We start from the raw sequence: 12,528 nt of genomic DNA, 5'->3' as shown, positions 1-12,528 counted from the left end.
CACCCGAACCCCAGAGGCGGACCGGTCAGCCTCGCTCAACCGACCGCCACGCAATCCCGGCCCTCCACCGAAACCACTCCTGCACGATCGACCAAGTCCTGGCCGGCTGCGCTTACAGACCGGTCAGCTTCGTCACCGTCGCAGTCGCCACCGCAAGCAGATCCGTCGCCAGCGCCGTCACCGCCGCCTTGACGGCCTCGACGTCCGGCGGCACCTTCGTCGCCGCGGCCACCAGCGCCGCCGCGTTCTTCTTCAGACTGGCCAGCGCCTCGTCGAGGCTGAGCCCCGGCAGCGGCAGCGCCTTCCCGTCCGCCTGCGGCGCGACCGGCAGCACCGGCGGGGGCTTGACCGGCAGTTCGGCAGCACCCGGCAGCGCGGGGGTCCCCGGCAGGGCAGGCGTCCCGGGCAACGCCGGAGTACCCGGCAGAGCAGGCGTCCCCGGAAGCGCGGGCGCATCCGGCAGCGAAGGCGTCCCCGGAAGAGCAGGAGTCCCCGGAAGAGCAGGAGTACCCGGAAGAGCAGGCGTACCGGGCAATGCCGGCGTCCCCGGCAGCGCCGGCGCCGCCCCGCCCACCACGTCCTTCAACTTCTGGACCAGCGTCTCCAGCGCAGCGAGCTTCTCGTCCAGGACATCCGCATCCGGCTTCTCCACGGACGCCGCGCCCACCAGCCCGCCGACCGTCTTGAGCACCGAACCCAGCGCGCCGAGCTGGCCCACGGTCCCGGCCGCATCCGGCACCGCCGGCAACGCCGGCGCGGCAACCCGCGCCTCCGGCTTCTCGATGAACGCGGCCGCGGCACCGGCACCCGAGCCCACCACGGTCACACCAAGAGCGGCGGCGAGGGCGACGGAAGTCCACTTGCTGTGCATGACAAAGCATTCCTTTGCATCAGGGAGTTGGGCCGAGTGGCCTTCACCCACCCTTGACCGCGTTTCCCGCGCCCTGCCACCGCGGGTAGCCCGATCGGGGGGCTACCGGCGCGTACGGCCCAATCGATCATCACCCCCACGCAAACTGATCAAGAACCGATCAACCCCAATCGATAGCAGGCCCAAACCCCACACTCGCAAGAACCCCGCCGCACCACCCCACCCCTCAACCCACCCCCGCTTCCAAACCCTCCGCTACGCCACCCACCCCTCACCCCACCCGCGTAGCCAAGATCAACCCGCCCGCAGCATCCAGCTCGCACACCACAAGCCGAGGATCCGAAACCAGCGCCTCCCGCACCCCCGCCTGATGCGCCCGATGCTCCTCCGACCACCACGCCTCCGGCGTCATGTCGTCCACCAGCAACACCCCCCGCGGCCCCAACGCGGCAATCGTCAACTCCAACCCGAACCACTTCCCACCCGGCGAGTCCGCGTACACCAAGTCGAACACCCCCAACCCCGGCAGCAGTTCGACCGCATCCCCCAGATGGAACCGCACCCACTCAGGCCACGCATTGTCCCGAGCCCGAGCCGCCACCCCCGCATCCAACTCCACCGTCTCCACCCCGACATCCCCCCGCCCCGCCAGCCCACCCACCAACGCCGCCGTCCCCACCCCGGTCCCAGTCCCCAACTCCAAAACCCGCCCACCCACCGGCACCGCCCCCGCCAACACCCCCAACAACCGCCCCGTCCCCCCATTACTCGACATCCCGAACCCAAGCTCTTCGGCATGGGCCAACGCCCGTTCCAGCAGAGACTGGGCGGGAGTAGGGGAAGACTGCGGACCTGAGGGCACAGAAGCGTCGGACATGGGGGAATCCTTTCGACGTTCCCCTGATGCCGGCCACCGGGTTTCGAGCCGTCGGGTTGTCGAGACGAGGGATTCGATGCGCATCGTTCGCCGGGGGGTGGGGGAGTCGTCACGGAAGGGTTGCTGGGGTGACGTACCGTTAGGTGATGGCATCTGAAGCGTTGCGTCGGGCGCTGGTGGACGGCGCGGATCCGGACCCTCGCCCCCTGCCCGATCGCGTGGTCGATCTGTTGTGCAGGGTGGACGCGCCGCCGCGGCTGGCGGCGCACTTGCGGTTGGTTCATGACGTGGCGTGGCGGCTGGTGGGGTGGGTCGAACGGGAGTACCCGAAGCTGGAGTTCGACCGCGAGGCGGTGTTGTTCGGGGCCGCGACGCACGACATCGGCAAGGCGGTGCATCCGGAGGAACTGTCCGGCCCAGGGCACGCGCACGAGCTCGGTGGGTACGAACTCCTTTACGAGAGCGGGGTGGACGCCGAGCTGGCGCGCTTCGCTTGTACGCATGGGACGTGGTCGGAGCCCGGGTTGGCGGTCGAGGACTTGCTCGTGTGTCTGGCCGACAAGGTCTGGAAGGGCGCGCGTGTGACGTTGCTCGAGGACCTGGTGCTGGACCATCTGGTGGCATGTTCCGGGCGTGAGCGGTGGGACGTCTTCGGCGGGATGGACGAGGTGCTGGGCGACCTGGCGGCGGAGGCCGATGTGCGGCTGGCGTTCCAGGCTCGGCATCCGGTGGCGTGACTCAGGGGGAATGAGTTTGGTGGGCCGAGCGGCCGTCGGACAGCCGATGGTTTGACTGGGGTCGGGGATCCGTGGGCTGGGCGGCGGTCGGAATCCGGATGGTTGCCGTCGGTGGGTGGGCGGCACAATGGCCGGCATGGTGGCTATAGGTCGGGTCGAGGGGCCGTTGTCGGAGTTTGGTTGTCTTGAGCCGGCGGAGCCGCGTTGACCGGGTCCGCCGGACCCACCGGGCCCATCCGACCCGAAGTGACCGGAGGGCCGGACGCGCCAGGCCGGTCGGGGCGCGTTGCGGGGGCGGTGGTCGGGCTGGCCGTCGGGGATGCGTTGGGGGCGCCGTTCGAGTTCGGTTTGCCCGGGGGGTTCTCACGGCGGTTTCCGACGAGGGATGCGGCGCTGCGGGACGGCATGTGCGGCGGTGGCGGGTGGGAGCCCGGGGAGGCCACGGACGATACGCAGATGGCGTTGCACGTGGGGCTTTCGTTGGCGGCGCATGGCGGGTTGGAGCCGGCTGATGTGTTTCGGCGGTTTCGGAGCTGGGCTGCGGACGAGCCGAAGGACATCGGGCTCCAGGCCGAAGTGGTGCTGACGTCGGGGCTGCCCTGGGACGAGGCGGCGGAGGATTATCTGGCGCACCATCACCTGGCGGCCGGCAACGGCTCGTTGATGCGGGCGGTGACGGGAGCGGTGTTCTTCGCGGGGGAGGGGACCACCGCCAGTACCAGCGCCGCGCGGGCGCTCTCGGCGCTCACGCATGCCGATCCGGCGACAGGCGAGGGGTGCGTGGTCTTCCACGAGCTGGTACGCGTCGCGCTCGGCGGCGGGGACCCGCTTGCCGCGCTGCCAGCCGCCTTGGCGCTCGTGGACGAGGCGGAGCGGGCCCGGTGGGCTGTCGTCCTTGCGCCCGATTGGCATCCGGACGATGCCACCGAGTTCAACGGCGCGGTGTGGCCCGCGCTCGGTTCGGCGGTGTGGGCGCTGCGCTCGACGCCGACGTTCGCCGACGCCGTGTGCGCCGCGGTCGACCTGGGCGGCGACACCGACACCGTGGCCGCGGTGACCGGCGCGTTGGCGGGAGCCGTGTACGGGCTGGACGCGATCCCGGAGGCGTGGCGCGACGCAGTGCATGTCCCGCTGCCGGGTGCCGACCGGGCTGAGGAGTACGGGCCTTGGCGTTGCGCGGACCTGACCGCGCTGGCGCAGCGGCTGGCGCAGGCCGCGGGCGGGCCTTCATGACGGCGTCGCGCGATCTGGCGTAAGGTCACCGCCCACGGACCACCTCGCACGACCTCGCACGTCCACCCATCCTGAGTACGTGAGCGGCCACGGGAGTCGGTTATGCGGCATCGGCAGGTACGGCGTCGATACAGAGTGTGTCGACGCATACCGGGTCGCGACATACGCCGCGTACCGCGCCTGCTGTTCGGCCCGCTGCTCCTCGGCCTGGCCCTCGTCCTCGTGGCCGGTTGTACGTCGGAGTCCGGGCCCCCGCGCCGCTTCGGGGCCTCCGCGCCGCAGGTCGACCCGAACCTCCCGAATACGGCGAAGGAAGGCAAGGACCGCTACTACCAGGTGATGCAGGACGCCAATGGCCGGTGGGCGTTCCGGTCCCCCGACGCCAAGCCGTTCTTCTCGCTGGGCGTGAACGGGGTGCGCACCACGGAGGAGTCCGAACGCGGTTCCGGCCGCTGCCCGTACTGCGATGCGGTCGCCGGGAAGTACGCCACGCCGGACGCCTGGGCCCAGACCGCCGGAGACCGCCTGCAGTCGTGGGGGTTCAACACACTGGGGGCGTGGTCGCAGCCCGAGCTGTTCGCGGGCCGGTTCGCGTACACGCAGGTGATCGACTTCAGCGGACCGTGGCAGCCGGGCGCGGTGCCCGACTGGTTCGATCCGGATTTCGAGCGGCGTGCGGGCGAGATCGCGTCGAACGTGGTGCCCCCGCTGGCGCAGGACCGGCAGCTGCTGGGCTGGTTCCTGGACGACGACATCCGCTGGGGTCCGGACAGCCGGGCGGCGACCACGCTGCTGGACGACTACCTGGCGCTGCCCGTCGGCTCGCCCGGCCGCACGGCCGCGGAGCAGTTGCGCGGCAACCCGGCCGGCTTCCTGGAGCTTGCCGCGGCACGGTACTTCGAGGTCGCGGTACGCGCGGTCCGGGCGTTCGATGCGAACCACCTGATCCTGGGCGTCCGGGCGTCCGCCGTGGGGACGCCGGCCGAGGTGGTCAAGGCCGCGGGCCGCTGGGTGGACGTCTTCAGCGTCGACGCCTACCGCTACACCCCGGAGGTCTCCGAGGCGCTCGCACCGACCTGGACCGGTCCGGCGTACCCGCCCGAGCCCGACCTGCGCACGTTCCACGAACTCAGCGGCCGGCCGATCCTGGTCACCGAACTGTCCTCGCGCGCTGCGGACGCCGGGCTGCCGAACACCGTGCCCTCGGGCCTGCCCGTCGAGGCGACGCAGGAGCAGCGCGGCGTGCGGTACGGCGAGTATGTCGGCCCGCTGTTCGGCGCGCCCTGGGTGGTGGGTGTGCACTGGTACCGGTACGCGGACTCCCCGACCGGCGGCCGCGCGCAGCCGGACGACGGGCAGGACAGCAACTTCGGCCTGGTCTCGTCGTCGGACGAGCCCTGGGACCCGGTGGTGCAGCGCATGACCGAGGTCAACGCACGCGCGCCGTACCGGGGCTGACGGAGGGTCACCCTGCCGCGGCAGCCCGGTCACTCTGCCTCGGACGCCCCGGCACCTTGCCGCGGCGTCCGGGCACTGCACCGCGGCGGCCCGGTCACTGCACCGACCAGGCCGGACGAAAACCCGCGTGACCGGATCCGATGCCCTCCTTATGATCCGCGGATGACTTCTTTGGTGCGCCATGTGACGTTCGACTGCCACGACACCTACACGCTGGCCGGCTTCTGGGCCGAGGTCCTGGGCGGGAAGCGGAGCGACGAGGACTACCCGGGCGACCCGGAGGCCATGGTGGAGAGCGACTCGGTGACGCTGCTGTTCGTGCGCGTCCCGGACGACAAGCAGGTCAAGAACCGGGTGCACATGGACCTGCAGCCGCAGGACCGGACGCGCGACGAGGAGGTCGAGCGGCTGCTCGCGCTCGGCGCGAAGGTCTTCGACGACCAGCGCCGGCCGGACGGGACGGGCTGGGTGACCATGCAGGACCTGGAGGGCAACGAGTTCTGCGTGGAGCGCAGCGCACAGGAACGGGCCGCGGCGGTCGACGCCTGACATCCGCGCACCTCGGACTCGGCTGCCGAGCCCCGGCCTTTCGCATCCGGGGCTCGGCCCGGCGGTCTCAGGCCGTGAGCTCCCTGAGCCTGCGTACGTCCGCCAGCGGGTCGGTGCCGACCGGCGACACGTTGAGCACCGTCACCCTGGCCTCGCGGTACGCGGCGATCCGGTCGCGCACCCAGCCCTCCGGGCCGATCAGGTTGGTCAGTTCGATCAGTTCGTCGGGCAGCGCGGCCATGGCCTCCTTCTTGTGCCCGGCCAGGTAGAGCTCCTGGACGCGCTCGGCCTCGGCCTCGAAGCCGTACTTGGCCACCAGGTCGTTGTAGAAGTTGCGGCCCTTGGCGCCCATCCCGCCCACGTACAGCGCGGTGCCGGGACGGGCCAGTTCGCGCAGCCCGGCCACGTCGTCGCCGATCGCCAGCAGCCCGGCCGCGACGGTCTGCAGCGGGCCGAGCTGCGGGTCGCGCAGCGCCCCGCCCTCGGCGAGCGCCTTGCCCCACACCTGGTCCGCGCGCTCCGGCAGGAACAGGAACGGCAGCCAGCCTTCCGCGATTTCCGCGGTCAGCCGGACGTTCTGGGCGCCGAGCGCGGCCAGGTACACCGGGATCCGGTCGCGCAGCGGATGCGCGAGGATCTTGAGCGGCTTGCCGAGCCCGGTGCCCTGCCCGGCCGGCAGCGGCAGCGGGTACAGGCCCTCGTTGGTGATGATCTCGCGCCGCCAGATGCGCCGGCAGAGCTCGACCACCTCGCGGGTCCGGGCCACCGGCCGGTCGTACGGCACGCCGTGCCAGCCCTCGACGACCTGGGGCCCGGACGCCCCCAGGCCGAGGATCGCCCGGCCCTGCGAGACGGCGTCCAGACCGGCCGCGGTCTGCGCGATGAGCGCGGGGGTGCGCGAGTAGATCGGCAGGATGCCGGACGCGATCTGCATGCGCGTGGTGCGGGCGGCCAGGAAGCCCATGATCGACGGGGCGTCGAAGCCGTACGCCTCGGCGACGAACACCATGTCCAGGCCCGCGTCCTCGAGGGCGACCGCTTGCGCGACCGTGCTCTGGACGTCGCCGGCGTACTGCAGAGAGGTGGCCAGTTGCACAGGTTGCTCCTCGGGACGCGGGGTCGGACGGACGGACGGGCAGGACAGGACAGGACAGGTCCGGTGCGCTCAGCGCGCCCGGTGCAGCACCTTCAGCTCGGTGAAGCCGTGCAGCCCCCACGGCCCGTTCTCGACGCCGATGCCGCTCCACTTGGCACCGCCGAACGGCTGCCCCGGCCCCAGCGCCAGGTGGGTGTTCACCCAGGCGGTGCCGACGTCGAGCCGGGCCGCGACCTCCGCGGCGCGGTCCGCATCGCCCGACCACACCGAACCGCCGAGCCCGAACCGCCCGTTGTTGACGTGCTCGACGGTCGCCTCCAGGTCGCGGTACGCCACCACGGGCAGCGCCGGGCCGAACTGCTCCTCGTCCACGATCCGGGTGCCGTCCGCGAGCCCGGCCAGGATGGTCGGCTGGAAGAAGTAGCCGCCGCCGTCCCCGACCTCCAGCGGCTGCCCGCCCGCGACCGCGGTGGCACCGCCGGCCAGGGCGTCCGCGACCAGGCTGCCGACCCGCTCGTACTGCGGCTTGTTGTTGACCGGGCCGAGCTGCACGCCCTCGGTGGTGCCCGCGCCGACCCGCACCGCCTTGGCCTGCTCGGCGAGGGCGTCGACCAGGTCGTCGTGCAGGTTCTCGGGGACGTAGACGCGCTTGACCGCGGCGCACACCTGCCCGTTGTTCTGGAAGGCGCTCCAGAAGATCTTCGTGGCGATGGCCGCGACTTCCGCGTCGTCCAGGATGATCGCGGCGTCGTTGCCGCCGAGTTCCAGGGTCACGCGCTTGAGGTCGGGGGCGGCGGACGCGGCGACGTGCTTGCCGGTGGCCACCGAGCCGGTGAAGCTGATCTTGCGGGCCAGCGGGTGCCCGGTCATCCAGGCGCCCAGCTCGTCGCCGCCGCTGACCGTGTTGAGCACGCCGGCCGGCAGCACGTCGCGCAGGATCTCGCCGACCAGCAGCGTGGACAGCGGGGTGTACGGGGACGGCTTGATCACCACGGTGTTGCCGGCCCGCAGCGCCGGGGCGATCTTCCAGAAGGCCAGCGTCAGCGGGTAGTTCCACGGCGTGATGGCGGCCACCGTGCCGATCGGGCGGCGCACGACCTCGACGATGCCCTTGTCGTCGTCCTGGATGATCTCGCGCGGCAGGTCCAGGTCGGCGTAGTAGTTGAGCCATGCCGCCCCGGTGTACACCTCGCGGACCGCGTCGGCGATCGGCTTGCCCTGCTCGGCGGTCAGCACCGCGCCGATGTCCGCGGCCCGGGCCACCAGCGCGGCCGCGCACGCGCGCAGGGCCGTACGCCGGGTGTCGTCGTCGCGGCGCCAGGTCCCGAATGCGGCGGTCGCGGCGGCGAATGCGGCGTCCAGCTGCTCGCGCGAGCAGTCGGGGGCCTGCGCGAAGACGGCGCCGGTCGCCGGGTCGACCACGTCGATGGTCGCGCCTGCGGGGACCGCGGCGCCGTCGATGGTCATGCCGGGGGAGAGGGCGGCCTGCGTCATGGGTGACTCCGATCGCTGCTGCGGATGCGCGCCGGGCGCGCATGTCCGGGTGTCGTGCGGGTGCTGCTCGGTGACACGTGACGATGTCCGGAAGTCCTGACGAAGTCCAGAGATCCCGGCGGAGCTTGCGGACCGCCACAGCGATCCGCGGGACCTTCCGCGGGGCATTTCGGCAAGGCCGCCGACCCCCGGCCAACAGGTGCTACCCACCGCGTATTTGCTGCTAACCCCCGGGTCGAAAATCCGGCCGGTGCGTCGGTTCGGGTCTTGACACCCCGCGGCGAGCCCGGGATAGGCTGACCTTAGCGATCGTTCAGTAACTCTGTGGTTTAGTAACTCTGTGGTTCAGCAACTCTGTGTCGGGAGCCGCATGCAGGGCCGACCACCGCGCACCGACCAGGGGCGCGCAGCCGCATTGGTCGGCCTCGGCGAGACCGAGACCGGCAAGGTGTACGGCCGTACCGCACGTGACTTCGCCGCCGAGGCGGTCCGCCGCGCGGCCGCCGATGCCGGGCTGCGGCTCGCCGACCTCGACGGGCTGCTGGTCGCCAGTGGGCTCCGGCACGACCTCGACCTCACCCTGGCCAACGCCCTCGGGCTGACCGACCTGCGGCTGCTGTCCCAGGTCAACGCGTTCGGCGCGACCGCGGGCGCGATGGTCCAGTACGCCGCCGAAGCGGTGCTCTCCGGCGCCGCCGTCGCCGTCGCCTGCGTCTTCGCCGACGCCCCGCTGCGCCCCGGCAAGTCGACCGGTGTGGCCTACTCCACGGACCGCCCGCTGCCGCCCGGCCTGCCCGGACTGCGCGCCGCCGCAGGCGTCTTCGGGGTCAACACCCTGTATGCCCTGGCCGCCCGCCGGCACATGGAGGCGTACGGCACCACCAGCGAGCAGCTCGGCGCCATAGCCGTGCAGCAGCGCGCCTGGGCCGTGCACAACCCGCGCGCCCAGATGCGCGACCCGCTCACGCTCGCCGACCACCAGGCCTCGCGCTGGATCGCCGAACCCCTGCACCTCCTCGACTGCTGCCTGGTGTCCAACGGCGGCACCGCAGTCATCGTCACCTCGCCGGAACGCGCCGCCGACCTGCCCGCCGCCCCCGTCTACATCTGGGGCTACGGGCAGGGCCACCCCGGCAATCGCTACATGCGCGGGTCCGACTTCGGGCTGCGCACCGGCGCCGCCGCGGCCGGGCCCGCGGCCCTGGCGATGGCGGGCATCGGCCTGGACGACATCGGCATGCTGCAGCTGTACGACTGCTACACCTTCACCGTCCTGGTCACGCTCGAGGACTACGGCTTCTGCAAGAAGGGCGAAGGCGGCGACCTGGCCGCGTCCGGCATCCTGGGCCCCGGCGGCAGCCTGCCGACCAACACCGGGGGCGGCCAGCTGTCCGCGTCGTATCTGTGGGGCATGACACCGCTCGCCGAGGCGGTCAACCAGCTCCGCGGCCGCGCCGAACCCGAACGCCTCGTCCGCGACGTCGACTTCGCCATGGTCAGCGGCAACGGCGGAATCCTCGACCACCACAGCACCCTGATCCTGTCCGGCCACGACCGGCGCACCGCGGGGCGGCCATGACCGCCCCCGCGCCCGGGCCGCCCGGCGCCCCGATCCTGCGCCGCACCCCTGCGGACGCCCCCTTCTTCGACGCCGCCGCCCGCGGCGAGCTGCTGATCCGCGGCTGCCCGGCCTGCGCGTACGCCCTGCCCATGGACGCGTACGCCTGCCCGCACCCCGAGCACCCGCCCGGCGCCGACGGCCTGGGCTGGCTGCCCGCCTCCGGACGCGGGACGCTGGTCTCCTGGAGCAGCGTGCACCGCGCCCCGCACCCGGCCTTCGCGGGTCAAGTGCCGTACACCATCGCCCTCGTCGAACTCGACGAAGGCCCCTGGCTGGAGGCCCGCCTGGTCGGTGCCGACCCGGCCGGGCTGCGCGCCGGCCTCCGCCTGCGCGCCGCGTTCGTCCACCCGGCCGACCCGGCCGACGGCGAGTCCTTCCCGGTCTTCGCCCCGGACCACCCGACCCCGGACCACCCGACCCCCCTCGCGACGGGAGACCCCGCCCCATGACCACCGCAGTGATCGTCGACGCCGTCCGCAGCGCATCCGGAAAGGGCAAGCCCGGCGGCGCGCTGTCCGGGACCCACCCCGTCGCCCTGCTCGGCGACGTGCTGCGGCAGCTCGTCGGACGCAACGGCCTCGACCCGGCCCTGGTCGACGACGTCATCACCGGCTGCGTCTCGCAGGCCGGCGACCAGTCCCTCAACATCGCGCGCAACGCGCTGCTCGCCGCCGGATTCCCCGAGTCGGTGCCCGGCACCACCGTGGACCGGCAGTGCGGATCCAGCCAGCAGGCCGCGCACTTCGCCGCCCAGGGCGTCATCGCCGGGGCGTACGACATCGTCATCGCGGCCGGCGTCGAGTCGATGAGCCGTGTCCCGATGGGCTTCACCGCGCAGGGCCGCAACCCGTTCGAGCCGCTCGCCGAGCGCTACCCCGACGGCCTCATCCCGCAGGGTTACTCCGCCGAACTCATCGCTGCACGCTGGAAGTTCGGGCGCGAAGAGCTGGACGCCTTCTCGGCCCGCTCGCACCGGCTGGCGGCCGAGGCTGCCGCCGCGGGCGCATTCGACCGCGAGATCGTGCCGATCACGGTGGCCGGCCCCGACGGCAACCCGGTCGAGCACCGGACCGACGAGACGGTCCGCGCCTCGACCACCGCCGAAGGCCTCGCCGGCCTCAAGCCCGCCTTCTACCACGAGGCCATGGGCGCCCGGTTCCCGGAGATCGACTGGCGCATCACGCCCGGGAACTCCTCGCCGCTCACCGACGGCGCGTCCGCGATGCTCATCATGACCGAGGAGAAGGCGAACGAACTGGGCCTGACGCCGCGGGCCCGCTTCCACGCGTTCGCGGTGACCGGCGACGACCCGCTGCTCATGCTCACCGGTGTCATCCCGGCCACCCGCAAGGTCCTCGCCCGGGCCGGGATGTCGATCGACGACATCGACGTCTTCGAGGTCAACGAGGCGTTCGCGCCCGTCCCGCTGGCCTGGGCCAAGGACACCGGAGCGGACCTGGAGAAGACCAACATCCGCGGCGGGGCGATCGCGATCGGCCACCCGCTCGGCGCGTCCGGCGGGCGCCTGATGGCCACCATGCTCGGCATCCTGGAGGCCACCGGCGGCCGCTACGGCCTCCAGACGATGTGCGAGGGCGGCGGCATGGCCAATGCCACCATCATCGAACGCCTCTGACACCCGCGGAATTTGCTCACCACGACCACCGAACTCGCCTGCCAGGGGGCACGATGCGCATCGAGGGAAACGTCGCCGTCGTCACCGGAGGGGCTTCCGGCCTCGGCCGGGCGACCGCCGAACTGCTGTACGCCAAGGGCGCGTCCGTCGTCCTGATCGACCTGCCCTCGTCGCCGGGCAAGGAGGTCGCCGCGGCGCTGGGCGACCGGGCCGTGTTCGTCCCCGCGGATGTCACCTCCGAGGAGGAGATCGCCGCGGCGATGGACGCCGCGCAGGAGCTCGGCCGGCTCGCGATCTGCGTCAACTGCGCGGGCATCGGCAGCGCCACCCGCACGGTCGGCCGGACCGGCGCCTTCCCGCTGGACATGTTCGCCCGCACGATCAACGTCAACCTCATCGGCACCTTCAACGTGCTGCGGCTGGCCGCCGAGCGCATGACCGGCAACGAGCCCGAGGACGGCGACCGCGGCGTCATCGTCAACACCGCGTCGGTCGCGGCGTTCGACGGCCAGATCGGGCAGGCCGCGTACAGCGCGTCCAAGGGCGGCATCGTGGCCATGACCCTGCCCATCGCCCGCGACCTCGCGGCCCGCGCGATCCGGGTGATGACCATCGCCCCGGGCACCTTCGAGACCCCGCTCCTCGGGCTCCTGCCGCAGGAGGCCAAGGACTCGCTCGGCAAGCAGGTGCCGCACCCCAGCCGGCTCGGGCAGCCGTCCGAATTCGCCGCGCTGGTGGGGCATATCGTGGAGAACGCGATGCTGAACGGCGAAGTGATCCGGCTCGACGGCGCCATCCGGATGGCGCCGAAGTAGGGATCCGACGAGGATGTGCACGGTTCCCGGACGGGGACCGCGCGCATCCAGGGGGACCGAGACGCGGGGGGGGGGGGGGGCGGGGGCCGCCCCCCCCCCCGCCCCCCCCCCCCCCCCGCCCCCCCCGCGGCCCCCCCCCCA

General features: G+C 72.4%; 12 protein-coding genes. 8 read left to right on the top strand and 4 right to left on the bottom strand.

What is annotated here, in order from left to right:
• Positions 1-112: 112 nt before the first annotated feature.
• Positions 113-871 carry a hypothetical protein gene (locus LZ495_RS43725; RefSeq protein WP_268822175.1) on the bottom strand — a complete coding sequence of 253 codons (759 nt, stop codon included), beginning with the start codon at positions 869-871 and terminating at the stop codon, positions 113-115.
• A 271-nt stretch (positions 872-1,142) separates the two neighbouring features.
• Positions 1,143-1,499 carry an O-methyltransferase gene (locus tag LZ495_RS01670; RefSeq protein ID WP_372498502.1) on the bottom strand — a complete coding sequence of 119 codons (357 nt, stop codon included), beginning with the start codon at positions 1,497-1,499 and terminating at the stop codon, positions 1,143-1,145.
• 395 nt (positions 1,500-1,894) lie between these two features.
• Between LZ495_RS01670 and LZ495_RS01665 the strand changes: the two genes are divergently transcribed.
• The 4 genes from LZ495_RS01665 to LZ495_RS01650 all read left to right on the top strand — a co-directional run bounded on the left by LZ495_RS01665 (position 1,895) and on the right by LZ495_RS01650 (position 5,725).
• Positions 1,895-2,485 (top strand): HD domain-containing protein, encoded by a 591-nt coding sequence (locus LZ495_RS01665; RefSeq protein WP_235050004.1) that lies wholly within the window; start codon positions 1,895-1,897, stop codon positions 2,483-2,485.
• 246 nt (positions 2,486-2,731) lie between these two features.
• On the top strand, positions 2,732-3,718 hold the full coding sequence (locus tag LZ495_RS01660; protein WP_372498501.1) for an ADP-ribosylglycohydrolase family protein: 987 nt from the start codon (positions 2,732-2,734) through the stop codon (positions 3,716-3,718).
• A 135-nt stretch (positions 3,719-3,853) separates the two neighbouring features.
• Positions 3,854-5,176 carry a hypothetical protein gene (locus LZ495_RS01655; protein WP_235050002.1) on the top strand — a complete coding sequence of 441 codons (1,323 nt, stop codon included), beginning with the start codon at positions 3,854-3,856 and terminating at the stop codon, positions 5,174-5,176.
• A gap of 162 nt (positions 5,177-5,338) precedes the next feature.
• Positions 5,339-5,725, top strand: a complete 387-nt coding sequence (locus tag LZ495_RS01650) for a VOC family protein (protein ID WP_235050001.1) — start codon at positions 5,339-5,341, stop codon at positions 5,723-5,725.
• Positions 5,726-5,792: 67 nt separating this feature from the next.
• Here LZ495_RS01650 and LZ495_RS01645 read toward each other — a convergent pair whose 3' ends face one another.
• Together LZ495_RS01645 and LZ495_RS01640 are read right to left on the bottom strand one after the other, a co-directional pair.
• Positions 5,793-6,821: an LLM class F420-dependent oxidoreductase gene (locus tag LZ495_RS01645; protein ID WP_235050000.1), complete on the bottom strand. Its 1,029-nt coding sequence runs from the start codon at positions 6,819-6,821 to the stop codon at positions 5,793-5,795.
• A gap of 69 nt (positions 6,822-6,890) precedes the next feature.
• Positions 6,891-8,315 carry an aldehyde dehydrogenase family protein gene (locus tag LZ495_RS01640; RefSeq protein ID WP_235049999.1) on the bottom strand — a complete coding sequence of 475 codons (1,425 nt, stop codon included), beginning with the start codon at positions 8,313-8,315 and terminating at the stop codon, positions 6,891-6,893.
• 370 nt (positions 8,316-8,685) lie between these two features.
• Here LZ495_RS01640 and LZ495_RS01635 point away from each other — a divergent pair, with 370 nt between their 5' ends.
• From LZ495_RS01635 to LZ495_RS01620, 4 genes are read left to right on the top strand one after another with little or no spacing between them, the layout of a single operon-like run.
• Positions 8,686-9,894 (top strand): thiolase family protein, encoded by a 1,209-nt coding sequence (locus tag LZ495_RS01635; RefSeq protein ID WP_235049998.1) that lies wholly within the window; start codon positions 8,686-8,688, stop codon positions 9,892-9,894.
• Positions 9,891-10,385 carry a Zn-ribbon domain-containing OB-fold protein gene (locus LZ495_RS01630; protein ID WP_235049997.1) on the top strand — a complete coding sequence of 165 codons (495 nt, stop codon included), beginning with the start codon at positions 9,891-9,893 and terminating at the stop codon, positions 10,383-10,385. Before LZ495_RS01635 ends, LZ495_RS01630 begins: the two co-directional genes overlap by 4 nt.
• On the top strand, positions 10,382-11,572 hold the full coding sequence (locus LZ495_RS01625; RefSeq protein ID WP_235049996.1) for a thiolase family protein: 1,191 nt from the start codon (positions 10,382-10,384) through the stop codon (positions 11,570-11,572). Before LZ495_RS01630 ends, LZ495_RS01625 begins: the two co-directional genes overlap by 4 nt.
• Positions 11,573-11,625: 53 nt before the next feature.
• Positions 11,626-12,387: a 3-hydroxyacyl-CoA dehydrogenase gene (locus LZ495_RS01620; RefSeq protein WP_235049995.1), complete on the top strand. Its 762-nt coding sequence runs from the start codon at positions 11,626-11,628 to the stop codon at positions 12,385-12,387.
• Positions 12,388-12,528 lie beyond the last annotated feature (141 nt).

Origin of the sequence: Yinghuangia soli, assembly GCF_021502675.1 — a bacterium.
Classification (GTDB): Bacteria; Actinomycetota; Actinomycetes; order Streptomycetales; family Streptomycetaceae; genus Yinghuangia; species Yinghuangia soli.
The sequence above is the reverse complement of the archived record's forward strand: the minus strand, read 5'-3'. Positions and strand labels throughout refer to the sequence as shown.